20 protein-coding genes are annotated in these 25,954 nt (G+C 60.2%); 6 read left to right on the forward strand and 14 right to left on the reverse strand.

What is annotated here, in order from left to right:
* The coding region (locus F3G95_RS13880) for a hypothetical protein (RefSeq protein WP_207706438.1) at window positions 1-194 on the forward strand (194 nt) is incomplete at its 5' end.
* Here the strand turns inward: F3G95_RS13880 and F3G95_RS03860 are convergent.
* The 3 genes from F3G95_RS03860 to rplM all read right to left on the reverse strand — a co-directional run bounded on the left by F3G95_RS03860 (window position 179) and on the right by rplM (window position 1,540).
* Window positions 179-364 carry a hypothetical protein gene (locus F3G95_RS03860; RefSeq protein ID WP_149793895.1) on the reverse strand — a complete coding sequence of 62 codons (186 nt, stop codon included), beginning with the start codon at window positions 362-364 and terminating at the stop codon, window positions 179-181. The two genes, F3G95_RS13880 and F3G95_RS03860, sit on opposite strands and share 16 nt — an antisense overlap.
* Before the next feature lie 331 nt (window positions 365-695).
* Window positions 696-1,094 carry a 30S ribosomal protein S9 gene (gene rpsI, locus F3G95_RS03865; protein ID WP_015564291.1) on the reverse strand — a complete coding sequence of 133 codons (399 nt, stop codon included), beginning with the start codon at window positions 1,092-1,094 and terminating at the stop codon, window positions 696-698.
* A 17-nt stretch (window positions 1,095-1,111) separates the two neighbouring features.
* Entirely contained in the window at window positions 1,112-1,540 is a 429-nt protein-coding gene (gene rplM / locus F3G95_RS03870) for a 50S ribosomal protein L13 (protein WP_015564292.1), read from the reverse strand.
* A gap of 296 nt (window positions 1,541-1,836) precedes the next feature.
* Between rplM and F3G95_RS03875 the strand changes: the two genes are divergently transcribed.
* The 4 genes from F3G95_RS03875 to lepA are packed head-to-tail and all read left to right on the forward strand — an operon-like array spanning window position 1,837 to window position 6,199.
* Entirely contained in the window at window positions 1,837-2,406 is a 570-nt protein-coding gene (locus F3G95_RS03875; RefSeq protein WP_149793896.1) for a hypothetical protein, read from the forward strand.
* A complete protein-coding gene (locus tag F3G95_RS03880; RefSeq protein WP_149793897.1) occupies window positions 2,403-3,194 on the forward strand; it encodes a tRNA 2-thiocytidine biosynthesis TtcA family protein in 792 nt (263 codons plus the stop codon). The genes F3G95_RS03875 and F3G95_RS03880 overlap by 4 nt, the downstream gene beginning before the upstream one ends.
* Entirely contained in the window at window positions 3,175-4,371 is a 1,197-nt protein-coding gene (gene alr / locus F3G95_RS03885) for an alanine racemase (RefSeq protein WP_149793898.1), read from the forward strand. Before F3G95_RS03880 ends, alr begins: the two co-directional genes overlap by 20 nt.
* A 16-nt stretch (window positions 4,372-4,387) precedes the next feature.
* A complete protein-coding gene (gene lepA / locus F3G95_RS03890; RefSeq protein ID WP_015564296.1) occupies window positions 4,388-6,199 on the forward strand; it encodes a translation elongation factor 4 in 1,812 nt (603 codons plus the stop codon).
* A gap of 821 nt (window positions 6,200-7,020) precedes the next feature.
* Here the strand turns inward: lepA and F3G95_RS03895 are convergent.
* The 7 genes from F3G95_RS03895 to F3G95_RS03925 all read right to left on the reverse strand — a co-directional run bounded on the left by F3G95_RS03895 (window position 7,021) and on the right by F3G95_RS03925 (window position 16,342).
* On the reverse strand, window positions 7,021-8,997 hold the full coding sequence (locus F3G95_RS03895) for a TRAP transporter fused permease subunit (RefSeq protein WP_243130260.1): 1,977 nt from the start codon (window positions 8,995-8,997) through the stop codon (window positions 7,021-7,023).
* Window positions 8,998-9,127: 130 nt separating this feature from the next.
* Window positions 9,128-10,222 (reverse strand): TAXI family TRAP transporter solute-binding subunit, encoded by a 1,095-nt coding sequence (locus F3G95_RS03900; protein WP_149793899.1) that lies wholly within the window; start codon window positions 10,220-10,222, stop codon window positions 9,128-9,130.
* Between the two features lie 359 nt (window positions 10,223-10,581).
* Window positions 10,582-11,652 carry a 4-hydroxythreonine-4-phosphate dehydrogenase PdxA gene (gene pdxA, locus F3G95_RS03905; RefSeq protein ID WP_149793900.1) on the reverse strand — a complete coding sequence of 357 codons (1,071 nt, stop codon included), beginning with the start codon at window positions 11,650-11,652 and terminating at the stop codon, window positions 10,582-10,584.
* A gap of 22 nt (window positions 11,653-11,674) precedes the next feature.
* Entirely contained in the window at window positions 11,675-12,589 is a 915-nt protein-coding gene (dapA, locus tag F3G95_RS03910) for a 4-hydroxy-tetrahydrodipicolinate synthase (RefSeq protein WP_149793901.1), read from the reverse strand.
* A 19-nt stretch (window positions 12,590-12,608) separates the two neighbouring features.
* On the reverse strand, window positions 12,609-13,775 hold the full coding sequence (locus F3G95_RS03915) for an iron-containing alcohol dehydrogenase (RefSeq protein ID WP_149793902.1): 1,167 nt from the start codon (window positions 13,773-13,775) through the stop codon (window positions 12,609-12,611).
* Window positions 13,776-13,801: 26 nt separating this feature from the next.
* Window positions 13,802-14,962: a sialidase family protein gene (locus tag F3G95_RS03920; protein WP_149793903.1), complete on the reverse strand. Its 1,161-nt coding sequence runs from the start codon at window positions 14,960-14,962 to the stop codon at window positions 13,802-13,804.
* 126 nt (window positions 14,963-15,088) lie between these two features.
* Window positions 15,089-16,342: a four-carbon acid sugar kinase family protein gene (locus tag F3G95_RS03925; RefSeq protein WP_149793904.1), complete on the reverse strand. Its 1,254-nt coding sequence runs from the start codon at window positions 16,340-16,342 to the stop codon at window positions 15,089-15,091.
* A gap of 219 nt (window positions 16,343-16,561) precedes the next feature.
* Here F3G95_RS03925 and F3G95_RS03930 point away from each other — a divergent pair, with 219 nt between their 5' ends.
* Window positions 16,562-18,376 (forward strand): sigma-54-dependent transcriptional regulator, encoded by a 1,815-nt coding sequence (locus tag F3G95_RS03930; RefSeq protein ID WP_149793905.1) that lies wholly within the window; start codon window positions 16,562-16,564, stop codon window positions 18,374-18,376.
* Window positions 18,377-18,431: 55 nt separating this feature from the next.
* Here F3G95_RS03930 and F3G95_RS03935 read toward each other — a convergent pair whose 3' ends face one another.
* The 4 genes from F3G95_RS03935 to F3G95_RS03950 form a co-directional block, all read right to left on the reverse strand.
* Window positions 18,432-19,286, reverse strand: a complete 855-nt coding sequence (locus F3G95_RS03935; RefSeq protein ID WP_149793906.1) for an SDR family oxidoreductase — start codon at window positions 19,284-19,286, stop codon at window positions 18,432-18,434.
* Window positions 19,287-19,305: 19 nt separating this feature from the next.
* Window positions 19,306-20,871, reverse strand: a complete 1,566-nt coding sequence (locus F3G95_RS03940) for an MFS transporter (protein ID WP_149793907.1) — start codon at window positions 20,869-20,871, stop codon at window positions 19,306-19,308.
* 102 nt (window positions 20,872-20,973) lie between these two features.
* Entirely contained in the window at window positions 20,974-23,976 is a 3,003-nt protein-coding gene (locus tag F3G95_RS03945) for a glycoside hydrolase family 3 protein (RefSeq protein WP_149793908.1), read from the reverse strand.
* A gap of 54 nt (window positions 23,977-24,030) precedes the next feature.
* Window positions 24,031-25,950: a glycoside hydrolase family 2 TIM barrel-domain containing protein gene (locus tag F3G95_RS03950; RefSeq protein WP_149793909.1), complete on the reverse strand. Its 1,920-nt coding sequence runs from the start codon at window positions 25,948-25,950 to the stop codon at window positions 24,031-24,033.
* Window positions 25,951-25,954 lie beyond the last annotated feature (4 nt).

Raw genomic sequence — 25,954 nt, forward strand, 5'->3', positions numbered from 1 at the left:
CCCCCCCGGCAATCCTCATTCACGCAGATTTCACCCCCATTCACGCAGGAAGTGAAAAAATAATCTCTGATTTTTATGGAACTTCCACAAAGCAAAGCTCTCTCTTTGCCGCAAAAAAGGCGCACCCTGAAGCGAGCTGCTTCAGGGTGCGCCTTTCTTATTTTAAAGAACGAACTGCTCAGACGTTCTGCTGAACGTCCTCTGCGGCCACATGGCCGTCCTGTACGCTGATGACAGCGGCGCGGGCATCCATGTCGGATGTCTTTTTGAAAAGGTCCGTGTAGATGGTCATGCCAGCCATCATCAGGACAGCCAGTGCAAGGCCGACCAGACGAATCATCATACCGTCAACATTCTCGTTCATGATACCTTCTCCTTTTTCTCTTTTGCGGCCCGGCAGACACCATTCTTCCGCAGCCCGCATCCCAATTTTCCGCTGCGGACCCCCTCTATCGGCCCGCAGCGATGCATTTCCCAAGACATTCCAAAGAAAAAAGCCTAGGGTGAACACACCCCAGGCTCCATTGTCTGTCTAACTAGTATAATAGTCTCTTTTGCAGTTTTTGTCAAGAGGGAGATGAAGGAATCTCAACCGCCGGATATGCGCAGTCGTGCTCCCCAGTTCGCTGGGAAACTCCTGCTAAACAAAAACGGCTCTGCCGAAGCAGAGCCGTAAAAGCCGTAATACGGTAAAATCAGCGCTTGCTGAACTGGGGAGCACGACGTGCAGCCTTCAGACCGTACTTCTTGCGCTCCTTCATACGAGGATCGCGGGTCAGGAAGCCAGCCTTCTTCAGAGCAGCGCGGTTCTCATCGCTCTGCTGCAGCAGGGCGCGGCTCAGGCCGTGGCGGATAGCGCCAGCCTGGCCGGAAACACCGCCGCCGGAAACGCGGACGACGACGTCATACTTGCCCTCGAGGCCCAGCAGGACCAGCGGAGAGCGGACGATCAGCTTCAGGGTCTCCAGACCGAAGTAGTTGTCGATGTCACGGTCGTTGATGGTGACCTTGCCAGTGCCCTGGTAGACGCGCACGCGGGCAACGGAATCCTTACGACGACCAGTGCCGTAGAAATAAGGTTTGGTTTCGTACATGTTCGATTGCCTCCTTCTTAGAACTCGATCTTCTCGGGCTTCTGAGCTGCGTGAGCGTGCTCGGCACCCTGGTAGCAGTGCAGGCGGGTCAGAGCCTTAGCACCGATGGTGTTGGAAGGGATCATGCCCTTGACAGCGTAGGTCATAGCCAGGTCGCTGTTCTCAGCCATCAGCTTGCTGTACTGGACCTTCTTCAGGCCGCCGATGAACTTGCTGTGGGTGATGTGGAACTTCTGCTCGGCCTTCTTGCCGGTCAGAACAGCCTTGTCGCAGTTGATGACGACGACGAAATCGCCGCAGTCAACATTGGGGGTATAATCGACCTTCTGCTTGCCGCGCAGCAGAACAGCAGCCTCAGCAGCGACGTGGCCCAGGCTCTTGCCGGCAGCGTCGAGCAGATACCACTTGCGCTCGACTTCAGCGGGCTTGACGAGAGTAGTGCTCATATCTATTTCCTCCTGATAAGTGTTTCAACGGTTCAATGCACCTTTTGGGGCGCGAGTGTCAGTATACATCACAAGAACGTCCCTGTCAACATCATTTTTCGATTTTTTCAGCTCAGTTTTTTAAATCTCTTGTTTTCTCTTGTTTTCTCTTGAAATCTCTCGTTTTCTGAAATCACATTTTCGTTTCTGTTTTTGCGGCAGAGCGCTACAATTTCAGCCCCGAGTATGTTATACTAATAAAGATGCAGCCCCACCCCCAGGGCTGAGCCTTACATTTATAAGGAGGACTTTCCTTCATGCCGAAAGACATCCACCAGCGCGACACCGCGCAGCAGCGCTCTTCCCGCCTGCTGCTGGCCATGGGCATCATCGTCCTGCTGGGCGCACTGGCCTATTTTGTGCTGACCCTCGTGGTCAACCGCCGCACCCCCGCTTCGCCCGACACCCGCTACACCGCCGAGAACGGCATTTCCGTCTACTATGAGTCTGCCGTCTGGCCGGTGTGCGAGATGACCGAGGACGCCACCCTTGGCCGTGCGCTGGAACTGGCCTCCGCCCAGAGCAGCGACGACGCCAACTATCAGGTCGTGCTCTTCCAGAAAGGCACGAAAGACACCTATGAGGACTTCATCGGCCAGTCGGAAAAAGAGCTCAAGCAGGCTTACGGCGTCATCAGCCCCCGAAAAGTCAATCTGAGCATCGACGGTGCCGCCGTCACCGCCGTGCGCTGTGATATTCAGGCTTACTACGCCGTGCTGGCCACCATCGAGTACGACAACGGCGACGTCATCTATGTCTCTGGCCTGACCAAGCTGGCCTCCATCAGCGACATCGTCAACCTCGTGGAGAGCGTGAGCCTGTCATGAGCGACACGAAAGCGATGCAGCGGCTCTGCGGCCTGATGCGCAAAGCCGTCCAACAGTACGAGATGCTGGCCCCCGGCGACCGCGTTCTGGTGGGCGTTTCGGGCGGCAAGGACAGCGTAGCTTTGACCATCGGTCTCGCGCGGCTGCGGCAGTACCTCGGCTTTCCGTTCGAAGTCGTGGCCGTCACCCTCGACCCCCAGTTTGGCGGCAAGCCGGTGGATTACTCCGCGCTGGAAGCGCTGTTCCGGCGGTACGATGTGCCTTATGAGGTGCGCCGCACCCTTATCGGCCCCATCGTCTTCGACCACCGGAACGAGAAGAATCCCTGCTCCCTCTGCGCCAAGATGCGCCGGGGTGCGCTCCACGCCGCTGCCGAAGAGCTGGACTGCAACAAGGTGGCGCTGGGGCATCATCTGGACGACGCCATCGAGACGTTTTACATGAACCTCTGGCGGGAGGGCCGCATCGGCTGTTTCTCGCCGGTGACAGAGCTGTCCGACCGGGGGCTGACCCTCATCCGGCCTCTGCTACTCGCCACAGAGCAGGAGGTGCGCTGTGCAGTGAAGGAAGAAGGCTTTCCCATCGTCAAGAGCCGCTGCCCGGCCGACGGCGTGACCACCCGGGAGGACACGAAAAACTTTGTCCGGGAGCGGTGCCGCACCGACCGGGCTTTCCGGCAGAAGACCCTTCACGCTCTGCAGGAGAGCGGCATCGACGGCTGGCGTCCTTTGCACCCGGCCCGTACATCAAAAAAGGAGGACACAGCCCATGCAGATGCCTGCATTTGAAAAACACGTCTGGGCCGAGATAGACCTTGACGCCCTGCGCCACAATTTCCGCGCCGTGAAGGCCCGGGCCGGGGAGATGCCTCTGTGCGCTGTCGTCAAAGCCGACAGCTACGGCCACGGTGCCGTAGAGTGCGCCAAGGTCTTTGCCGAAGAGGGGGCCGCATGGCTGGCTGTGAGCTGTCTGGCGGAAGCCCGTCAGCTGCGCAAAGCCGGGCTGACGCTGCCCATCCTCATTCTGGGCCATGTGGAGCCGAGCCGTACGCCCGTCCTCATCCAGGAGGACATCACCGCAGCCTGTTACTCCCTGCCTCAGGCCAAGGCCCTCAGCGAGGCCGCCTGTGCCGTCGGCGGGAAGGTCAAAGTCCACCTCAAGGCCGACACCGGCATGGGCCGCATCGGTTTTGCGCTCCGCACCGACTTTGACGCGGCGCTGGCCGGGATGCTGGATGCCTGCCGCCTGCCGGGTCTGGACGTGACCGGCCTGTTCCAGCACTTTGCTGTGGCCGACGACGACAGCGCCGACAGCGTAGCTTATACCAGCCAGCAGCATGAGCTCTTCGTCCGGGCCTGTCAGGGCCTTGCCGAGGCCGGTTTTGAGCCTGCCGTCGTCCACTGCGACAACTCCGCCGGGGTGATGCTCCACCCCGACTGGCCCGCCGGACTGCCCCGCACCCACTGCATGGCACGCCCCGGCATCATCCTCTACGGCTTCGACCCCAGCGACGAGGTGCGTTTCGGCATCTTCCGCCCGGTGATGAAGCTCAAGACCATCGTCAGCATGGTCAAGGAGATGCAGCCCGGTCAGTCGGCCAGTTACGGACGCCGCTTCACCGCGGAAAAGCCCACCAAGGTCGCCACCCTCTGTGCCGGTTACGCCGACGGCTACCCCCGCCTTTTGAGCTGCGGCAAGGGCATCGTGGAGATAAAGGGCATGCCCTGCCCCGTTCTGGGCCGGGTCTGCATGGACCAGATCATGGTGGATGTCTCCGCCCTGCCCGACGTGCAGGAAGGGGAAGAAGCCATCCTGTGGGGCGGCGAAGTGAGCGACAGCGCCGAGACCATCGCCCACAAGACCGATACCATTTCTTACGAGGTGCTCTGCGGCGTTTCCCGCCGGGTACCCCGCGTTTACCTGGAAAACGGCGGCATCAAGGCCGTCGAGGACTGGATCCTATAAATTTCGGAGGAACTACATGGCAAGAGACAACATCCGCAACTTCTGCATCATCGCGCACATCGACCACGGCAAATCCACCCTCTCCGACCGCATCCTCGAGCTGACCAAGAGCGTGGACGAGCGGACGATGGAGGACCAGATCCTCGACAACATGGACATCGAGCGGGAACGCGGCATCACCATCAAGGCCCGCGCCGTCACCATGAACTACACTGCCAAGGACGGCAAAGTGTACGAGTTCAACCTCATCGACACCCCGGGCCACGTGGACTTCGCTTACGAAGTCAGCCGCAGCCTCGCCGCCTGCGAGGGCGCTATCCTCGTGGTGGACGCCACCCAGGGCGTGGAGGCCCAGACCCTCGCCAATACCTATATGGCGCTGGAACACGACCTCGAGCTGGTGCCTATCCTGAACAAGATCGACCTGCCTTCCGCCCACCCGGACGAGGTGGCACAGGAAGTGGAGGACGTCATCGGCCTGCCCTGCCTCGACGCGCCCCGCGTCTCGGCCAAGACCGGCCTGAACATCGACCAGGTGCTGGAGCGTGTGGTCAGCGACATCCCCGCCCCCACCGGCGACCCGGACGCCCCCCTCAAGGCCCTCATCTTCGACAGCATCTACGACAGCTACAAGGGCGTCATCGTCTATATCCGCGTCTTTGAAGGTACGGTCAAGCCCGGCGACACCATCCGCCTGATGGCCACCGGCGCACAGTTCACGCTGGTGGAAGTGGGCCACATGGGCGCTACCAGCCTGACCCCCTGCGACCAGCTGCAGGCCGGTGAGGTCGGCTATCTGACCGCCAGCATCAAGACCGTGCAGGACACCCGCGTCGGCGACACCGTCACGCTGGCGAATAACCCCACCCCCGAGGCTCTGCCCGGCTACCGTCAGGTCAAGCCCATGGTCTTCTGCGGCATCTACCCCGCCGACGGCGCAAAGTACCCCGATTTGAAGGACGCGCTGGAAAAGCTGCAGCTCAACGACGCCTCCCTGACCTTTGAGCTGGAAACCAGTGCCGCGCTGGGCTTCGGCTTCCGCTGCGGCTTCCTCGGTCTGCTCCACATGGAGATCATCACCGAGCGTCTGGAGCGCGAGTTCGACCTCGACCTCATCACCACCACGCCCAGCGTCCGCTATCGTCTGACCCTGACCGACGGCACCGTGGAGATGATAGACAACCCGTCCAGCTACCCTGACCCCTCCAACATCGTCAAGCAGGAGGAGCCCTTCGTGGACGTCCACCTCTACACCCCCAATGAATACGTCGGCAGCCTGATGGACCTGTGCCAGAACAAGCGCGGCGTCCTCATCGACATGAAGTATATGGACGACGTGCGTGTGGACCTGCACTACGCCCTGCCGCTGGGTGAGATCGTCTATGACTTCTTCGACGCCATCAAGAGCCGGAGCCGCGGCTACGCCAGCTACGACTACGAGTTCAAGGAGTACCGCGAGAGCGACCTGGTCAAGCTGGACTTCCTGCTCAACGGCGACCCCGTGGATGCTCTGTCCATGATCGTCTTCCGCGACAACGCCTACGCCAAGGGCCGCCGCATCTGCGAGAAGCTGCGGGACAACATCCCGCGCAACCTCTTCGAGATCCCCGTTCAGGCGGCCATCGGCGGCAAGATCATCGCCCGCGAGACGGTCAAGGCCATGCGCAAGGATGTGCTGGCCAAGTGCTACGGCGGCGACATCTCCCGCAAGAAAAAACTGCTGGAAAAGCAGAAAGAGGGCAAAAAGAAGATGCGCCAGCTCGGCAGCGTCTCCCTGCCCAGCGAGGCGTTCACCGCCGTGCTCAAGCTCGACAGCGACGACGATTGATCTTGATTTTTCCGCTCCCCTCCCGCCGGAGGGGAGTTTTTTCATAAGCGAGGTCGCATTGATACGGTAATCTGCCGTAAGCACCGACTCCCGTTCCTCACGGCGGGATCCACGCCTGCTGCGGGAGGACTTCTTCTCTGCCGGAGCGGGCTTTTCTGCGCTTTCATCCCCTTCCGGCACCGCTGCTCCGGTGGGATCCAGAGCTGCCGCAGAGTCGTCCTGCTCCGCCGGCTGGGGCGCAGCCGCCTCGGGCCGACTGGTCGGCTGAAGGACATTGAGCTTCCGCTTCACAGACTTCGGCGGGGCCGGAGGCGTCAGGACAGGCTCCACCGGCGGGATGGCAGACGGCGGCGCAGCGGGCGCGGTATAGGTATGCTCCTCTTCTGCCGCCTCGGGCTGCGGAGCCGGGGCCGCAGTCTCCGGGACGAGGTCCTCCTGCTTTGCCCGGCCAAAGAGCGAGCGCTTCTTCGCGTGCTTTGCGGCATGGCGCGCGGGCGCAGAGCCACGCCCGGATGTCTTTTCCGGGCTGGCCTTGCAGACCCTCTGATTCGGTTCTTTCCGCGCTGATCTCATCCGCAGTTTCCTTTTTGTTCTCTTATAGGTACGTCCTCCGATCGGCCGGAGGGTACACTTCAACTATTTTATAATACCTCAAATCGTCCCCAAACACAACTGTTCCGTCATCTTTCACATCCGAACTGCCCGTTTTTCTTTTCTTCCCGCCCCAAAAAGGACAAAAAAGCCCCCGCCTCCGGGAGTACCGGAGGCGGGGGCTTCGCCGAGCTGTGATTTATGAAGAAGGTTTTCGGAAGGACCGCTTATCAGGCAGGCTGTGCCTTGTTGGCGTTCTTCTTGCCCGTCATGAAGCAGTAAGCCATGATGAGCGCGCATCCAGCAATGCCGATAATATCAGACATGGAGCTGGGCAGGATGAAGATGAAGGCCACGATATAGCAGGCGATGCGCTCCCACATCTTCAGGGGACGGAACAGGTAGCCAGCGATGCCGCAGGCCAGCAGATAGGTGGCTGCAACGACGATGCAGTATGCAATGATGATTTCCACCATCGTGCCTTCCAGCAGGATAGCGGGACGATACACGAATGCAAAGGGGACGATGAAAGCGGTGATGGCGAAGGAGAATGCCTTCCAGCCGGTCTTCCATGCGCTTGCACCCGCGATGCCTGCCGCAGTAAAGGATGCCAGACAGACGGGAGGAGTGATCTGAGCCACGACACCGAAGTAGAAGATGAACATATTGGTGACCAGAGCGGAGATGCCCAGACCCTGGATAGCCGATGCGAACAGAGTGACAGCGATCAGGTAAGCGGCCACGGTAGGCAGTGCCATGCCCAGCAGCAGGCAGCCCAGAGCGGCGATGAGCAGTGCGATGAACAGGCTGCCCTCACCAGAGGTACCGATGAGCTTTGCGATCTTGACGGCAACGCCGGAGTTGACCACGATGCCGATCATGATGCCGCAGGCAGCGGTGGGGATCGCAATGTTTGCGGCCTGACGGACGCCGTCCATCAGGGTCTGGAGCAGCTTGCGGGGACCCATGCGGGTCTCAGGAGAGATCGCTGCGATGACGATGGAGAAGATGGTGCAGTAGATCGCGGAACGGGGCAGAGAGTAGCCCATGATGATCATGATGACCAGAACGATGATGGGCAACAGACGGTACACGCGGGGCAGGATGGGCTTGCCTTCGTAATGTACGCCGGAGTCTTTGCCCAGACCCTTCTTCTTTGCGATCATGTGGACAAGGATGAACACGGCGAGGAAGTAGGCCACAGCGGGCAGGACGGCTGCCGCCGCGATCTGCGCATACTGCACGCCGATGATCTCGGCCATGATGAATGCGCCAGCGCCCATGATGGGGGGCATGATCTGGCCGCCGGTGGAAGCAACAGACTCGACTGCTGCCGCCTCTTCGGGGTCATAACCGGTCTTTTTCATCAGGGGGATGGTCAGAACGCCGGTGGTGGAAACATTTGCGATGGCAGAACCGGAAACCATGCCCAGCAGGCCGGAAGAGATGACAGCTGCCTTTGCGGGGCCGCCGACCGTCTTATCGCTGAGCTTCATGCCGCCGTCGATCAGGACACCGCCGCCGCCGCAGTTGGAGAAGAAGGTACCGAAAACGAGGAAGTAGAACAGGGTGCTCAGAGAAGTGACCAGCGGAGAGCCGAAGATGCCATTCTCGCCGTACATCAGGACTTCCATCAGTTTGGGGAAGCTGATGCCGGAGAAGCGGAACAGGCCGGGGATGTACTGGCCGAACCATGCATAAGCAAGGAAGAAGCAGATGACCCCGAACAGGGACATACTGACCACGCGGCGGACAGCCTCCATGACATTGATGACCAGAAGCACCGCTACGATGACCTCGGTGGTGGTCATAACGTCAACATTGAAGATGCGGTAGTTGAGCTGTTCTGCGTGGCTCAGGAAGAACCAGCAGATAAAGCAGCTGGACGCGATGAGGAAGATGTCGTAGATCCACCACAGCTTATTGTGGCTCTTGGATTTCTCGGCCATCGGATTGTACAGCCACACCACGACCAGTGCAAGGCACATATGGAGCGGCAGCTGGAACCACGGGTCAAGGGGCTTGACCAGCTTGATGTAGAGCTGGAACACCGTCCAGATAACGGTAAGAACTGCCAGCGAATAGAAGCGCCATTTCGGCATATTCTTCAGCAGCTTGGCGATTTTGGTATCTTCGTCCTCTTCGTTTGCCAGAGCCTTGGCCTTGGCGTCGAGAGCCGATACCTTGGTTTCTTTTTCGTTGCTCATATTTCCCTCCGTATTATCCCTTGTGAAAGCAGAGGCCGGACACCGCAAAGCGTCCGGCCTCTGCCTACGGTCAAAGGATAGATCTGATGTCGTGCGGAGCGCCTCCGCCGAAAGCTTTCAAAGCCGGAACTTACTTCATGTAGCCTGCTTCCTTGTAGTACTTCTCAGCACCGGGATGCAGCGGGCAGCCGCCGCGCTTCATCTCTTCCCAAGCGGTCTCAGGCTCCCACGGAGACAGGGAATTATACTCAGCCACCAGAGCGTCGCGGTTCTCGCTCAGGCTCTTGGTGATGGCGTAGACGACGTCCTCGCTCAGGCTCTCTTTGCAGAAGACGCAGTCGGGAGTGCCGGGCAGCGTCAGCTCCTTATCCTGACCCTTGAAGGAGTTGGCCGGGATGGTGATGAGGTCGAAGCCTTTTTCGCTGACAAACCAGCTGCACAGGTCATCGCCCCACTGCAGGAAGGTGACATCCACGCTGGTCGCGATCTGAGCCATGGTGGAAGAAGCAGCAGAGGTGTGGTCGATGTAGAAGTCGATCTGGCCGTCCGAGATGGCGTCTGCGTTGGCATCACCGCCCTGGTTGGTGATGGAGCCGCCCCAGCTCTTCAGCTCGTCCTCGGTCACGCCGAAGTACTCGAGCAGCAGGTAAGCGCCCTCAGCATCCATGGAGCCCTTTGCGGAGCAGCCGATGCGCAGGGGCAGCTTCTGCTCGAAGATCTCCTCGATGGTGGAGACATTGTACTTCTGCAGGAATGAGTTGGACACGCAGTTGATGTAGCAGACAGCAGTCAGGCCGCCGATGATCGCTGCATAGCCGCTGGTAGCAGGCTTGCCCAGAGTGCCTTCCTCCATTGCCCACTTTGCAGGAGCACCGTTGATGAAGGCCAGATCGGTGTTGCCGGAAGCAAACAGATAAGGAGCACCCATACCGCCCGGAGAGTCAGGGTTGACGTTGACAGTCTGGAAACCGCCAGCCTTCTCCAGCACCTTGGACATTGCAACGATCATATTGTAAGAGCCAGAACCGACCTTATCGGAACTGAAGTTCAGAGTCTCTTTGCTCATATCGGGCAGACCGTCCACAGCCTTTGCCTCAACGGAAGGAGCTGCCTCACTGGAAGCTGCGGTGCTGGTGGAGGAAGAGCCGCCGCAGGCTGCCAGAGCACCAGCCGCTGCCATAGTACCAGAAACCTTCAGAAAGCTGCGACGAGAAATCTTTTTCATAATCTTGTTCTCCTTTTCTCTTGGGGTTCTCGTGTAGCGAACCGGACTGTGTACTTCATGCCTTCATCTGCGGCGTCGCCGCTTCTCACAGTCTTTGTTCGTTTTTGTTGTCTAAATTATATTTAAAATGGCAGACCCTTACAACGGCTAAACCGCCTTGTTTTCGTTTCATTCTGAAACATTTCCAGGATATTTCATGAATGTTCTATTAAAATCGTAACATTTTAGAACGCTTTGACGGTCTTACTCAAATTCACACGTTTCAGGATAGAACTTTTCTTTCCGTCCGTTAAGTTAAAAAACGCCCGCCTTTGCAGCAGGAACTGCAAAAGCGGGCGTGTAAGGAGCTATTGGAAGATTTACGCCTCGCGGCCGGTCATCTTGACGGCATACTTGATAGCGTTGACAAGGCTCAGCTCATTGCCGTTGCCCTTCCCTGCATGGTAGAAGTCGGTGCCGTGGTCCACGCTGGCGCGGATGATGGGCAGGCCCAGCGTGACGTTGACGCCCTCCACAGCCTTCCACTCCTGCTTCTCACGGTCGTAGACGAAGCCCACGGTCTTGAGGGGGATATGTCCCTGATCGTGGTACATGCAGACCACGATGTCGTACCAGCCGCCGATGGCCTGCGAGAAAACGCTGTCCGGCGGGCAGGGGCCGACAACGCCGGTGATGCCCTCGGCCTTGGCAGCCTCGATGGCCGGGGTGATCTCCTCGATCTCCTCGCGGCCGAACAGGCCGTTCTCGCCGCAGTGGGGGTTCAGGCCGGCCACGGCGATGCGGGGGGTCTCGATGCCCATATCCTTGCAGGCTTTATTGGCAATCTCGATGACCTCCAGCACACGCTCTTTCTTGACCCGGTCGCAGGCTTCGCGCAGGGACACATGAGTAGAGACGTGGACCACGCGCAGGTCGTGGTGGGCCAGCATCATGGTGTACTTCTTGGTGTGGGTGTAGGTGGCGTAAATCTCGGTGTGGCCGTCGAAATGGGTGTAGCCGTCCGACTTCTCGCCGTGATAGTATTCCAGAGCCTTATTCATGGCTTCCTTGTTCAGGGCGTTGGTGCAGGTAGCATCCACCTCACCGGCCATGGCCAGCTCGATGACCTTCTTGACGCACTGGAAGGCTGCGTTGCCGCCCTCCACGCTCACCTTTGCCATCTCGAACTTGTTGATGTTCTCGATGAGGTCGAGGTGCAGCACGTCGATGGTCCCGGGGGTGAACAGGGCATCCGACACCTTGTCGCAGCGGTGGATGACGATGTCCTCACGGCCAACGAACTTCCTGGCCTGCTCGAACACCTTCACGTCGCCCACAACGATGGGGCGGCAGTAGGTGTACTGCTCCGGGTCTGCCAGAGCCTTGATGGTGATCTCCGGGCCGGAGCCGGCGGGATCGCCCATCGTAATGCCAACGATAGGTTTATTCATAGCAGCGCTCTCCTTGCTCTTCTCAGTTCAGGCCCTTGGCAGCGTTCTCGGCCAGGACCTTCTTGATGGCTTCCAGACCCTCTTCGGGGACGTAGTTGAAGGGGGCGCGGCACTTGCCGACGTTGTGGCCCTGCAGGGCGACAGCGGTCTTGATGATGGTGTTGGGGTTGCCGTACTTGAAGGTCTGCTGCAGGATGGCGATCGCGTCCTGAGCGGCCTGTGCGCCCTCGAGGTCGCCAGCCTTGAAGCAGTCGTAGATCTTTGCAACAGTGGCCGGCCAGATGTTGGCGCGGCCTGCAATGCCGCCTGCGCCGCCCTCTTTCAGGCAGGTCAGGATCGCGCCGTCGTTGCCGGCGAGGATGGCCACATCCTTGTCCAGCTCACGGGTCAGCCGGATGTAAGCCTTCAGGTTCTCGATATCGCCGCTGGAATCCTTTGCGCCTACGATGTTCTCCACGTCACGGCACAGTGCCTGCACGGTCTCGGGCAGGAGCTTGTTGCCGGTGCGGGCGGGGATGTTGTAGAGGATGATGGGGATGTTGACCTGCTTTGCCACGGCTACATAGTGGTCGTACAGCTCCTTCTGGGAGGCCAGTGCGAAGCTGGGGGTGATGATGGACAGGGCATCTGCGCCCATCTCCTCGGCGCGCTTGCTCATGCGGATGGTCTCGGCGGTGGTGATGCAGCCGGTGCCTGCGTAAACGGGGACGCGGCCCTTTACCTGGTCGATGACGGCAGCCAGGATCTCTTCCTTCTCCTTAAAAGAGAGGGCGTAAGCCTCGCCATTGGTACCCAGAGGGAACATGCCGTGGACGCCGCCTGCCAGCAGGCGCTCGACCTGCTGCCGCAGAGCCTCGTGGTTGACGGTCTGCTCGTCATCGTTGTTCATCGGGGTAATTACCGGAGGGATAATGCCTTTGATGTCGCTGGTCTTCATAATGTGTTCTCCTTTTCTATTACATGATCTCCTGATACAGCTTGCGGGCGTCGTCAGCGGTGACGGGGCGCATATTGTTCACCAGCAGACGCTGCACCTGCATACCGGACTCGACCAGACCCTCGAGGTCCTCAGCGGGGACGCCGAACTCCTTCAGGCTGGTGGGGATGTCCAGATGCTTGACGATCGCTTCGAGGCGGGCGATTATCCATGCAGCCTTCTCCTCCACGGTGGTGCAGGTCTTGTTCTCGTGGCAGCAGCGGTCATAAGCCACAGCCAGACGCTCCTTGACAGCCGGATGCCCGCTGTTGAAGCGCATGACAGGAGCCAGCAGGATGGCGTTGGAGACGCCGTGTGCGATGTGGTACTTGCCGCCCAGAGGATAGCTCAGAGCGTGGACTGCGGTGGTGCCGGAAGCGGTGATGGCCAGGCCGCCGTAGTAAGCTGCAATCTGCATCCGGTTCTTCTCGGCCATGGCATCGGGGTCATCGCAGGCTTTCTCAATGTTGTTCAGGATGAGGTCGAGGCCCTCCAGAGCGTACAGGTCGCTGAAGGGGTTGGCCTTGTTGCCGGTGAAGCACTCGATGCAGTGTGCCAGAGCATCAACGCCGGTAGCCGCTGCGATCTTGCGGGGCAGGTTCTTGATCATACGGGCGTCGAGAATGACGTAGTCCGCGATCATGTTCCCGTTGACGATGCCGACCTTCAGCTCCTTCTCGGGGACAGCGACGATGGCGTTGGGAGTGACCTCAGCGCCGGTGCCGGCGGTGGTGGGGATGAGGACGATGGGGACGCACTTCTGCGCCATACCGGGGTTGTCCAGCAGCTCCTTGACGCCGTAGTCATCGGTCACCAGCACGCTTGCCAGCTTGGCTGCGTCCATGACGGAGCCGCCGCCGCAGGCCACGATGAGGTCAGCGCCGGAAGCCTTGAACTCATCCACCAGCTTCTGGACAGCCATGTAGCTGGGTTCGGGAGGCAGCTCGTCCAGAACATAATACTCTGCGCCGGAAGCCTTCACAGCCTCCTCGGGCAGGGCGAACAGGCCAGCGCCCTCAATGCCCTTGTCGGTGAACATTGCCACCTTCTTTGCACCACGGGCCTTGATGATGGCGGTGATGTTGTCCATTGCGTTCTCGCCGCCGTAAACTGCGTGCGGCATCTTCAGATTGTACTGGGTCAGCATAACAAATTTCCTCCTTCAAAAAAAAATCAGCGGGTCTGGGCGGCGGTGGGGTTGTACAGCCCCACTGTCTCGCGCTTCGCGCCCATGACATCTTCTTCACGGAAGCGGATGTATTTGATGCCCTGACGGGTGCGGGCCGCGTAGGTCAAGTGCATGGCACCATCGCGGCTCTGCATCAGGTAGGGATACTCGTACTGCTTATTATTGGTCTTATTCTCGTCCCCCATGAAGCCCTCGCCGCGCTCCATCCAGCGGATCATCGGGAAGGTCTTGCCGCCGTCCTCAGAGAGGGCCACAGCCACCGGGCAGCGCAGGCCGGGCCATGCAGCTTTGCCCGGCTGAGGGGTCGGGGTGCAGGTGGGGTTGTAGGCGATTGCAATGCGGCCGCTCTGCAGTTTAAGGGCGCTGATGCTGGAATTGTTGTTGGGCAGCGGAGTAGCCACCGGCTCGCTCCACGTCTCGCCCCAGTCGAAGGACTCGCTGCGGTGGATGCGGTAGGCCTCGCGGTTGCGCATGAAAGCCACCAGATGGCCCGGCTCAAGCTCTACGACGTTGGCATGGACATGACCATTGCTCTTCGGCATCATGACCATATGCCAGGTCTTGCCCTCGTCGTCCGAAATGCGGAAAGCAGTGGGGTCGCCGGACAGGCCCTCAGCCGAGTCGGTGCAGAGCCAGTTGGCGAAGATCCAGCGGCCATTGCTCAACACCTGAATGGGCTGGCGGCAGAAGGTGCCCTCCTCGGGGAAGATCGTCTCATAGAGTCCCCACGTTTTGCCGCCGTCGGTGCTTTTCTGGCAGCGGACGACCGCTGTGTACTGCATATTGTCCTTGCCAGCCTGTCGGTCGAGCTGTGCAGTATACATGGCCCACACCGCGTTGTCCGGGCCGTAAAACAGCGAAGGGTTCTGCTCGCTGCGGGTGGGGTCGCCAGAGATGTCCACCGGCGGCAGCCACTGGGCACCATCCTTGGGCAGGACAGAGCAGATGATGCGGATGTCTGCGCTGCCCTCATAAGTACCGGCGAACCAGCAGCACAGCAGCGTGCCGTCGGGCAGCTCTACCATGGCAGGTGCATGGGCGGTGGGATAGCCGCCGGTGGGCAGCAGGGCTTCCAGCGTACCCATCTCTTCGTTTTCGTAGATCGTGCCGTCCCAAGTCAGGCCGGGAAGTTTTTTATATGTCATAGTGTCCTCCAAAAAAATCAATCGTTCTATCGCAGTTTTCAAAAGCAATGCCTTTCAAACCGGCATATTTGCGATATGCAGTTTGCGGATGTTGCTTGTGCATTAAAAACGCAAACTGCTATAAATTTACTCTGCTGCAATGCGGTCTGCAAGGTCGAGCAGCAGTTTCTCGTGGCCGAAGCCGCCCGACTTGGTGATAACGTAGCGGGTGCAGCCGCAGTAGGTAAAGCGGGCCAGCACGACGCCCTTTTCCATCTCGCACACCGGCTCAAGCTCCTTGATGCCCACGCAGTTCATGCACTGTAACAGCGTGTCGCCGCCGGTGAGCAGCAGGGTCCCAAGCGCGGGGCTGGTGAACAGTTTGCCCAGCATATGGCCGATGCTGCTGGCGATGCCGACCCGCAGGCCCTCAAGGTCGAGGCCCCGGGCGGCGGCGTAATCCGCCGTGGGCTGGTTGCCGCCCTCGTCGTTGGTCTCGATGATGCAGCGGGGATTCGCGGCCAGCATCTCGTTGATGCCCTGCAGGGCCTCTTTGCCGTTCTCGCTCTCCCAATAGCCGGGGTCGAGCTTCTGGCGCGGGGTCAGGCGCAGGCGGGAGAAGCCGTTCTGTTCGGCCACATCCAGCTGGCGCAGGGTGATGGAGTTGACGCTTCCGCAGACCACCAGCAGGCGATGGTCCAGCTTCGGCATGGTGACCGTCCTGCGCTCGGTCATCTTCATCAGGTCGGGCAGCAGCGCCGCAAAGCCGGCACAGCCTGCCATCAGGCGGGGCCTGCCATTCCGGAACAGGGCGCGGCCCGTGGACGCAAGGTCGTCGAGGCTCCCGGCGTCAAAGACCAGGATGCCCTCCTGCTCCGGCACAGCCTCACCCTCTTTCAGGGTCGGGAAGCTGTAGGCAGGCACATCGGTCTGTTCCCCGATGAGCTCCGTCACCCTGGCGTGGCGCACCGGCTCGAAGGGGTCGATGCCGAAGGGACTCTCGGTCACAGGCACGCCGCTGATATAATGTACTCCGTCCCGGGTCACACGGTCGATCTGGGGGAAGGCCGGCAGGAACGGCAGCCGGCGCTCCCCGCTGGTTTTGAGCAGGGCCGAAAGCTCTGCGCCGATGTTTCCGCGCAGCGCGGAGTCTGTCTTTTTATAGATGCTGAAAACGCCCGCACTCATCGCCTTCCGGGTCAGTTTTGCGATGACGGCGTAGGCCTTTGCAGCGGACAGATGGCGTGTCTCGGTGTCCACCACCAGCACAGCGGCATCATTGGCTGCAAAATCCACCTGCTCTCCGACCACGACGCGGGTGGGGATGCCGCAGGCGGCGAACTGGACGCCCGTGTCCAGCGCGCCTGTAAAGTCATCTGCAAGGATCAGCAGAAGCAGCATAGGTTGCTCCTCCTCTCATGATTTATTCTCTTGATACCATTATGCCTTATTTTGACACGGCGTGCATGGAAACGAGCGGTCTTTTCCGTTTTAATTTGAAACATCAATTAAGTTTTTTGGTTATAAAGTCTTAAACCATTTCAAATCAGAACAGTCTTTGTTTGATTTTTGGAAGTTTATTTGCTAGAATAGTAGCAAATATGAACGGAGGTGTCTGTTGTGATAGAGACTCACACCCGTATTCTGGGCATCGCCCCCTACGACGGAATGCGCACTGCGATGGAGCAGGCGGCGCAGGCTTATCCCAATGTTGAAATGGACATTTACACCGGCGACCTGGAAGACGGGCAGGCCATCGTGCAGCAGATGCCCCCCAACTCCTACGACTGCATCATCTCCCGCGGCGGCACCGCCGCCCTCATCCGGCAGGTGACCGACCTGCCGGTGGTGGACATCCACATCTCGGTGTACGACGTGCTGCGCACCATGAAGCTGGCCGAGAATTATTCCAGCCTCTACGCCATCGTGGGCTTCCCCTCCATCACCGAGCCGGCCCACACCCTGTGCAGCCTGCTGGACTTCAACCTCGACATCCTCACCGTGAACAACGCCGCTGAGGTGCGCCACACCCTGGAACGCCTGCAGCAGGGCGGCTACCGGATGGTGGTCTGTGACATGGTCACCCACACCATCGCCCGGGAGATGGGCTTCGACGCCTTCCTCATCACCTCCGGCGTCGAAAGCCTCCACGCCGCCATCGACCAGGCCGTGAACATCAGCTCCTGGTTCGGCCATCTGCGGCAGGAGAACCTGTTCCTCCGCAGCATCACTCAGGGCCAGAATGGCCGCGTCATCGTCATGGAGTCCAACGGCGACCTCTTCTACAGCAGCATCTCCGAGGTCCCGGCGGAGCTGAGCAGCGTCCTTCAGTCTCACATCCGGGAGATACCGGCCAGCGGCAACCTCCGCTTTTACTACACCGAGCGGGACCAGCTCTACAGCATCACCGCCCAGCAGCTGCTGATGAACAACGTCCAGCGATGTCTGTTCTACTGTGTTCCGGCCCGCATCCCGCTCCATTCCAGCCGTCCCGGCCTGCGCCCCCTGAACAAAGGCGAGTGCGAATACCTCTTCGCCAACAGCTTCTACAGCCTCAGCGGCGCGATGGGCACTCAGGCGGCCGAGATACGCTCCCTCGCCCTGCTGCGCCAGCCGGTATTCATCTACGGCGAGCCCGGCACCGGCAAAGAGCAGATCGCACGCTACCTCTATCTGCACAGCTCCCTTGCAAACCACCCCTTCATCGTGGTGAACTGTGCGCTGCTGAATGAGAAGACCTGGGATTTCCTGCTCAACCACTACAACTCCCCTCTCAGCGCCACCGGAAACACCATCTACTTCCAGAATTTCGAGTCCATCCCGCCCCAGTGGAGTTCAGAGCTTCTTGCCGCCATTGAAGAAACCGGTCTTGCCCGCCGGGTGCGGCTCATCTTCTCCTGCTCCATCGTCGAGGGGGAGCCGGTGCCGGAGGTGCTGCGGCATTTCAGTGAGCGGCTGGGCTCACTGGCCCTTCCCCTGCCCTCCCTGCGCAGCCGCTCCGACGAGATCCCGTCTCTGTCCAGCCTCTACCTCAACAGCCTGAACCTCGAGCTGGGCAAGCAGCTCTCGGGCTTCGAGCCCCGGGCCATCGAGATGCTCCGCCAGTACCCCTGGCCCAACAATTACACCCAGTTCAAGAACGTCCTGCGCGCCCTCGCCGCCCTGTCGGACGGCCCCTACATCCGGGCCGGGACGGTGGCCGATATGCTCTCCAAAGAGCGGACTCTGCGGGCCATGCCGCAGCCGGCTTCTGCCCGCAAGCCCAGTGAGCAGACCCTCGAAGAGGTCATCCGCGATGTCGTCCAGCAGACCGTCGCCGCCCACGGCGGAAATCGCGCCGCCGCTGCCCGTCAGCTGGGCATCAGCCGCACGACCCTCTGGCGTTATATGGAAAAAATCGAGCAGAAACAACAGAATGTAGAAAAAGAGTCCTGAAAAGCACAAAAAAGCTCCGGCTTTCGTACGAAAGCCGGAGCTTTTTCTTGTGTTTTTACACGCCCGAATAGGCGGAGAAGCCGCCATCGATGGGCAGGCAGATGCCGGTGATGAAACCGGCAGCGTCATTGTTCAGCAGGAACAGCAGTGCGCCCACAAGGTCCTTTTCGCTGTCGCCGAAGCGGCCCATGGGGGTCGCAGCGAGGATCTTGTTGGTACGGGCCGTCGGGGTGCCGTCCTCATTGTAGAGGAGGCTGGCATTCTGCTCGCTGGCGAAGAAGCCCGGGGCGATAGCGTTCACCCGGATGCCGACCTTGCTGAAATGGACGGCCAGCCACTGGGTGAAGTTGGTCACAGCAGCCTTGGAGCCGGAGTAGGCCGGTATCTTGGTCAGGGGCAGGTAAGCATTCATGCTGGAGATGTTGAGGATGTTGCAGCCCGGGCGGCCCACCATCTGGCGGGCGAAGGCCTGGGTGGGCAGCAGGGTGCCGATGAAGTTCAGGTCGAACACCATCTCTACGCCGCTCTCGTCGAGGTCGAAGAAGGTCACGGTATCGTCCTCGAGGTCGGCCATCTCGAAATACTCTTTGTCGGTGTTGGCGCGGGCGTTGTTGCCGCCTGCACCGTTCACCAGAATATCGCAGGGGCCAAGCTCTGCCATCACGTCCTCAGCCACCTGCAGGCAGTTGGCCTTGTTCATGACGTTGCAGGTGTAGCCCCTGGCGATGCCGCCTTCGGCCTCGATCTCGTCGGCCAGAGCCTTGAGCTTCTCCATATTGCGGCCCAGCAGGGCGACTTTTGCGCCTGCCCGGGCCAGAGCCTTGGCGAAAATGGAGCACAGGGTGCCGCTTGCGCCCGTGACGACGGCCACCTTGCCGGTCAGGTCAGTGTTCAGTACATTCTGTTCCATGTTCTTCCTCTTTACAGGCTCAGCTGCGGTACTCGGCGGGCAGCTGGTCCATGCTCTGCCACTTGGTCATGGCCTCTTCCAGCTTCATGCCGTTGGCCACAGCGTCGCGGCGGCAGGCGTTGACCGCCTGGATTTCCTTCATCTTCTCGCCGGTCAGGGTGTAGCCCTTCATGGCGATAAGGGTAGCGGCCCAGGCCACCATCGGGATGATGCAGAACAGCACGATGACCACCCAGTTCATACCGGGGGTGTAGGGGTCGTACTGGGTGGGCAGGCTCTCGAGGCCGATGAAGCTCACAGCGATGCCGACGACGGTAGCGGACAGGCTGGACACCAGCTTGTCCACCAGGCTGAACAGCGTACCCATGATGCCGGGGATATAGTTGCCGCTGCGGTAAGTCTCGTAGTCGGAGCAGTCGGCGACCATGGGGATGGGCATATCGGCGGTGGCGTAGTATGCGCCGTAGCCGATGCCGAAAAATGCGATGAAGAGGATGGTGTAGAGGTTGATGGACAGGCCGTTGTCACCCATGATGGACAGGGTGAAGGCGTCGCTGCGGCCCCAGAGCAGCAGCAGCACCAGCACGCCGATGTAGCAGATGAATGCCACACTGACGTACTTCATCAGGCTGGCCTTCTGGCCCTCCTTCTGGCTGGTGCGGACGGTGAGCAGGAAAAAGGGCACGCTGAAGACGTAGCCCAGCACCATCATGGGCAGGTACAGGCCGTCATAGCTGCCCATCATGCAGCCGTACAGCATACACAGGACGGTGGTGTTGGTGGCGATGGAGAGAGCCAGCTTGCAGCCGGCACCAGCCACCATCAGACGCTGCATGGGGTTATTGTTCTTGATGATCTGGACGTACTCGTGCAGCTTGACCTTCTCGCTGACCTCGCCGCCGATGCCGAAGTACTTGGGCTGGTCCTTCTCCCAGATGCCGATGATGGCCAGAACGGTGAGGAGGATGGAGATGACGATGCCCACAGGAGCCAGGGTGCGGAAGAAACCGGCAGAGGCATAGCCGCCCTCATAGTTTTTGGCGAGGATGGGGGCGAAGAACTGCATCACGCCCATGCCCAGCAGAGAGCCGACGGTGTTGAAAATGGTGAACAGGGGGCGCTGCTTGGGGTCGTTGGTCAGAACGGTCTGGCCGGAACGGGTGCAGCTGGTCTGGAAGGTGTAGCCGATGACCCAGACTGCGTACAGAGCCGCGAAAGCCGCATAGCGCAGGAACATCGAGCCGGCGGGGATGAGCGGGGTCAGGCAGTACAGCACGAGGATGCTGGCTGCCATGATGAGGTTGCCGATGACCATGAAGGGCCGGAACTTGCCGAACTTGCCGTTGGTGCGGTCCATCAGGGCGCCGATGATGGGGTCGGTGATCGCGTCGAACAGGCGCATACCGGTGACCATGACCGAAGCGAAGATCATGGACAGGGCCAGCACCTTGCTGCCGAAGGTGGCGATGTAGGAAAGCACCAGCACATAGTACACGTTCGTTGCGCCGTTGTTCAGCGGGAACAGCACCAGCTGGTAGGTCTTGGCGCGGTTCAGGCCCGGCGCCTTTGCGGTTTGTTCACCCATTTGCGGTGTCTCCTTTTTTCTTACAAAAAACGGCAGCCTGCCCGCCGTTCTGGGGGACAGGCTGCCATTCGTTCTTCACAGTTGCGGAAATCTGCGCCGGAATTACTTCTGGTCAGCTGCGGGAGCGGTATCGACCATGCTCTTCTTCGCCTTGAGGGCCTTGCTCAGCTGCCATGCGCACAGGATGGTCAGGACGGCCAGCACTGCGATGAGCGCATAGATGGCGGTCTGCCACCACGGGGTGATGGTCTTCAGGGTATCGGTGGAAGCCCAGCCGTTCATGGCGTTGGAGTTGACCACGGTGTAGAGGATGTGGTGCATCGCATTGCGCATCTGGGTGACGATGTAAGCATCGTTCTCATAGTTTGCAGCCTTGGTGGTGTGGATCTTGGGCATCGGGCTGTCCCAGATGTCGGAGCCGGCGATGAGGCCGTCCACCAGGTCCATGTACTGGCTGGAACCGGAGAAGTCGGTGATGCACATGCCGCGCATCCCCAGCTCGCCGCGCAGGAAGCCGGTCAGCAGGTTGGCGTTCGCGCCGCACCAGGTAGCACCCCAGCGGTTGAAGCCGGTCATGACGCTCCAGGCGCCGCCATCGGTGATGGCCTTGTCAGCGACTTCCAGATAGATCTCACGAGCGGTCTGCTCGTTCAGCCAGGTGTTGACACCGCGGCGGCTGGTCTCGGAGTCGTTCAGGGCGACGTGCTTCAGGTAGACGTAGACACCCTTGGACTGGATGCCCTTCACCTCAGCAGCGCAGATGGTGCCAGCCACGAACGGGTCCTCGGAGTAGTACTCGAAGTTACGGCCGGAGTAAGCGGTGCGGTGCATATTGATGCCGGGGCCGTACAGGCCGGAGTAACCCATGGCCAGGCAGTCCTCGCCGATGCACCGGCCGACCTCGTTGATGAGGTCAACATTGAAGGTAGCAGCCATGACGTCCTCGGAGGTGTAGCACATTGCGGATGCACCACCGGTCAGGGCAGCGGTCAGACCCTGAGGGCCGTTCTCGTCCTTGGTAGCAGTCTTGCCGATGGAGGCAGCGGCTGCGGTGTTGTGGAAGCCGAGGGTGATGGTGTTGACCATCTCGCTGTAGGTCAGCTGGTCCAGCAGGGTATCCCACTCGGGATCATCGAAGTCCTTGCCGATCATGGAAGCGAGGGTCAGGCCGTTCTTGGCGCCCAGAGTGGGCATCTCGACGCTGTTGGCCTCAGAGCCGTCGTACTGGGTGAAGGCGAGGCTTGCAGCCAGAGTCTCGTTGGCGGTCAGCTGTGCGGGAGCGGTGGGGATGGTGCCGGTCCAGTCGGAGCGGCTCATCCAGGTCACACTGCCGGGAGCATCGCTGCTCTTGTTGGGGTCGGACTCGTCAAACAGGTTGGTGATGGCGGTGCCATTTGCGCCGGTGGAGAAGGTGGTGGTGTCGAGGGTGTCGTTGGTCCACTTCCAGACGAGGTCGGTGCTGCCGTTCTCGGTCATGCGGCCATTGGTGTTCTCGACGGTGTAGCCCTTGGCAGCCAGGATGTTGTTGACTGCGTTGTGGGAATCGGTGGCAGCGGTGAAGTAGTAGTCACCGGCGTCCACGATGTAGGTCTTGGCGTTGTTCGCGTCGTAGGTGCGCAGCTCGCTCTTCGGGACAGTGATGGTCACGTTCTCAGAAGCGCCGGGAGCCAGCACGTCGGTCTTTGCGAAGCCGCACAACTCAGCAGCAGCCTTCTCGATGCCGTTTGCCTTGTCGTAAGCGGTGTAGGGAGACTGGAAGTAGATCTGAACGGTCTCCTTGCCGGAGAAGGTCTTGCCGGTGTTGGTGACCTTCAGGGTGACGGTGAAGGCATCGTCAGACTCGGTCACGTTGAAGTTGGAGTATGCGAAGGTGGTGTAGCTGTCGCCGTAACCGAAGGGGTAAGCAACGGTGGTCGCCCAGTTGTAATCGCCAGCCTTGGCGGTGCCCATGACGACATCCTCGTAACGGGTCTCGAAGTAACGGTAGCCCAGGTAGATGCCTTCCTGATAGACACTGTACATACCCTGCACGTCAGCGCCCTCGGTCAGCAGGTTGTACTCTGCTGCGTTGGGGTAAGCCTGGGTGTAGAAGTTGTACATAGCGGGGTTTGCCATGTTGTCGTACAGATAGGTATCGACCAGAGAGCCGGAGGGAGTGACAGCGCCGGACAGCAGCTGGCCCACACCGTTGATGCCGGTCTGGCCCACGTCGCCGATCCACATCGCAGCGTCGATGCCGTAGTCCTCACCGCAGATCTCGGGGTTGAGGAAGTCCAGCTCAATGGCGTTGGAGCTGTTGATGAGGACGACGATGTTCTTGAAGGTACCGTTGTCCTTCAGAGCCTTCAGGTTCTGCAGCAGCTCGATCTCTTCAGCGGACAGAGCGAGGTAGTTGCCGTCGCCCTCCTGGCCGGAGATCCAGCTGTCGCTGGTGCCATTCTCGCCGCTGGGAAGGTCTGCGCCCTCACCGCCGGAGCGGGAGAGGACCACGATCGCAGCGTCGCCGTACTCAGCAAAGCTGGACTCAGCGCTGGACAGAGCGCTCCAGGGAGCCTCGTTGACAGCGTACTGGGTGTTCGCCTCCAGAGTATCGGAGATGGAAGCGGGGGTCATGCGGCTGTACTTGCTCATCATGGAGTCAGAGCTGTACAGGTCCCACAGGGTCTGGTTGATGGTGATGCCCTGAGCTTCCAGAGCCTGCTTGAGGTTGGGAGCCTTGCTGGTATCGACAGAGCCGGAACCGGTGCCGCCGTACATCAGGTCCACAGAGCCGTGGCCGAACAGGCTGACCTTAGCGCCGCTGGCCAGAGGCAGGGCATTGTTCTCGTTCTTCAGCAGAGCTGCGCCCTCGGCCTCGACCGTCGCGCACAGTTCGGCCTCGTAAGCCTCGCGCTCCTCATCGGAAGCAAAGCCCTTCTTGAAGTATTCGGTATCGCCGGTATTCTCGCCGTGGATGATCTTATAGGTAGATGCATTCAGAGCGACGTTGAGGGTGGTAGCGTACTGGTTTGCGATGATGTTGCCCACAATGGCAGCGACGGTCAGGATCGCCGTCAGGCCGGTGAGAACAGACCACAGCCGTACTTTCGGTTTGGTGTTTTTCACGGATTCTCCTCCTTTTTTCTATAACAACCGCCGGTCGGCGGAATGTTTCACAAATCAGACCCAGTTTGCACTCTTGGACTTGGTCTTGACCAGCTTGTAGCTGGGGTTCGGGGTGTCCACATGACGGAAGGAAGCGGTGTCGGTGCAGTCACCGGCCACAGCCCTGACTTCGATTTCGCCGGTCAGCGGCACACGGAAGCTGAAGACGTGCTCGCCGGTCTGCTCGCCGGCCTTCTCGCCGTTGACGTAGAGGGCGACGGACTTCTGGTTGGAGTAGACCTTCACTTCCATCTCGCTCTCCGTGCGGTCGGTGAACCGCTTGGAGCAGATGTGGACAAAGTTCTCGTCGCTCCACCATGCCTTGTAGAGGTAGAAGCTGTCCTTCCGGGTCTTCCGGTCGAAGGTGACGAGGCCCTTATGGTTCATGCCCGGCTCGCCGCCCTGGTCGCGGGCGTCGGCTGCAAAGTCGAACATATTCCAGACGTGGGTCGCCCACATCCACTTATGCCGGTCGAAGCAGCGGAGCATGTACTCGTGATACTTTGCCTGATACTCTTCGGTGTGGTCGCCGCGGCGGGGCTTCGAGCTGTGGAGGTTCGGCATACCCTCGGCACCGTACTCGGAAAAGCCCAGAGGACGGCGCGGGTAGACCAGATGGAAGAAATCCATCCACAGGTCGTTCAGGAACAGGCCCGGCACATACCAGCCGAGGTAGAGGTTCCAGCTGACGAGGTCGGTGATGTGGGCCACCGGGTTGAAGGGGCCGCACATGGCGTAGCAGGCCAGCGTGGTCAGGCGGGTGGAGTCCATCTTGTGGCACAGGTCGTTCAGCTCGCGGTGATTGTCGAGCATGTCGGCCTTGTCCTTGGTGGAGATGGTGATCTCATTGGAGACGCCCCAGCAGACGATGCAGGGGTGGTTGTAGTTCTGGTAGATGAGCTCCTTCATCTGGCTGATGGTGTTGGCGCGGCCATTGGGCAGGTGCTCGGAGATGTAGGGGATCTCAGCCCAGACCACCATGCCGTACTGGTCACAGAGGTCGTAGAAGTACTGGTCGTGCTGGTAGTGGGCCAGCCGGACGGTGTTGGCACCCAGCTCCCGGATGAGGGCCATATCCTCGTCGTGCATCTCGCGGGTGATGGCGTTGCCCACACCCTTGCGGTCCTGATGGCGGGAGACGCCGTGGAGCGGATAGGGACGGCCATTGAGGAAGAAGCCGTTCCTGGAGTCCACCGAGAAGGTGCGCAGACCCACGCGGGTGGAAACTTCGTCCACCACGGTGCCGTCGATGCTCAGACGGACGACACAGGTGTAGAGGTAGGGGTCCTTCACGCCGTCCCAGAGGTGGGGAGCGTCGAGGTGGAGCTGAGCGTCTGCGCCCTCAGCCCTGGCCACGATGCTGCCGGCTGCGTCCTGCAGCTCGACGGAGACAGCGCCCTCGCCTTCCACGAGGGTCTCGACCCGGATGTCAGCCTTGCCGTCCTTGAGGGCGGGGGTGATCTTCACGCCGGTGTCGCCGAAGTGGCTCAGCGCGATGTGGTTCTTGCTGACCACCATCAGGCTGATGTCGCGGTAGATGCCGCCGTAGAATGTAAAGTCGGCCTTCTGGGGGTAGATGCGGTCGTTGATGCTGTTGTCCACCTCGACGGTGAGCTGGTTGTCTTTTGCCAGCAGGTCGGAGACATGGACACGGAAGGTGGAGTAGCCGCCGTCGTGGGTGCAGATGTTCCTGCCGTTCAGCAGAACTTTGGCGCTGGAATTGACGCCCTCGAACTGCAGCCAGACTTCCTGCGAAGCTGCGTCGAACGCCGGAGCGGCAAAGGTGGTGCTGTAGGTGCAGGTGCCGCGCCAATAATCGTTGCCGCCGTCCTGGCCGTCTTTTGCGTTCCAAGTGTGGGGCAGCTCCACCAGAGTGGTCTTGCCGTCCGGCCCGGTGAACTGCCAGTCCTGCATGAGCTTGGCGATGCTTCGCATTCGT

Source organism: Faecalibacterium sp. Marseille-P9312 (assembly GCF_902497445.1).
Classification (GTDB): Bacteria; Bacillota; Clostridia; order Oscillospirales; family Ruminococcaceae; genus Faecalibacterium; species Faecalibacterium longum.

Bases quoted from the DNA above. Each gene is read 5' to 3' on its own strand.
- dapA (WP_149793901.1), bottom strand. From the start codon at position 12,589: ATGAAGACCAGCGACATCAAAGGCATTATCCCTCCGGTAATTACCCCG.
- rpsI (WP_015564291.1), bottom strand. From the start codon at position 1,094: ATGTACGAAACCAAACCTTATTTCTACGGCACTGGTCGTCGTAAGGAT.
- F3G95_RS03940 (WP_149793907.1), bottom strand. From the start codon at position 20,871: ATGGGTGAACAAACCGCAAAGGCGCCGGGCCTGAACCGCGCCAAGACC.
- F3G95_RS03915 (WP_149793902.1), bottom strand. From the start codon at position 13,775: ATGCTGACCCAGTACAATCTGAAGATGCCGCACGCAGTTTACGGCGGC.
- F3G95_RS03950 (WP_149793909.1), bottom strand. From the start codon at position 25,950: ATGCGAAGCATCGCCAAGCTCATGCAGGACTGGCAGTTCACCGGGCCG.
- alr (WP_149793898.1), top strand. From the start codon at position 3,175: ATGCAGATGCCTGCATTTGAAAAACACGTCTGGGCCGAGATAGACCTT.
- F3G95_RS03925 (WP_149793904.1), bottom strand. From the start codon at position 16,342: ATGCTGCTTCTGCTGATCCTTGCAGATGACTTTACAGGCGCGCTGGAC.
- rplM (WP_015564292.1), bottom strand. From the start codon at position 1,540: ATGAGCACTACTCTCGTCAAGCCCGCTGAAGTCGAGCGCAAGTGGTAT.
- F3G95_RS03880 (WP_149793897.1), top strand. From the start codon at position 2,403: ATGAGCGACACGAAAGCGATGCAGCGGCTCTGCGGCCTGATGCGCAAA.
- lepA (WP_015564296.1), top strand. From the start codon at position 4,388: ATGGCAAGAGACAACATCCGCAACTTCTGCATCATCGCGCACATCGAC.
- F3G95_RS03900 (WP_149793899.1), bottom strand. From the start codon at position 10,222: ATGAAAAAGATTTCTCGTCGCAGCTTTCTGAAGGTTTCTGGTACTATG.
- F3G95_RS03875 (WP_149793896.1), top strand. From the start codon at position 1,837: ATGCCGAAAGACATCCACCAGCGCGACACCGCGCAGCAGCGCTCTTCC.
- F3G95_RS03895 (WP_243130260.1), bottom strand. From the start codon at position 8,997: ATGAGCAACGAAAAAGAAACCAAGGTATCGGCTCTCGACGCCAAGGCC.
- F3G95_RS03860 (WP_149793895.1), bottom strand. From the start codon at position 364: ATGAACGAGAATGTTGACGGTATGATGATTCGTCTGGTCGGCCTTGCA.
- F3G95_RS03935 (WP_149793906.1), bottom strand. From the start codon at position 19,286: ATGGAACAGAATGTACTGAACACTGACCTGACCGGCAAGGTGGCCGTC.
- F3G95_RS03920 (WP_149793903.1), bottom strand. From the start codon at position 14,962: ATGACATATAAAAAACTTCCCGGCCTGACTTGGGACGGCACGATCTAC.
- pdxA (WP_149793900.1), bottom strand. From the start codon at position 11,652: ATGAATAAACCTATCGTTGGCATTACGATGGGCGATCCCGCCGGCTCC.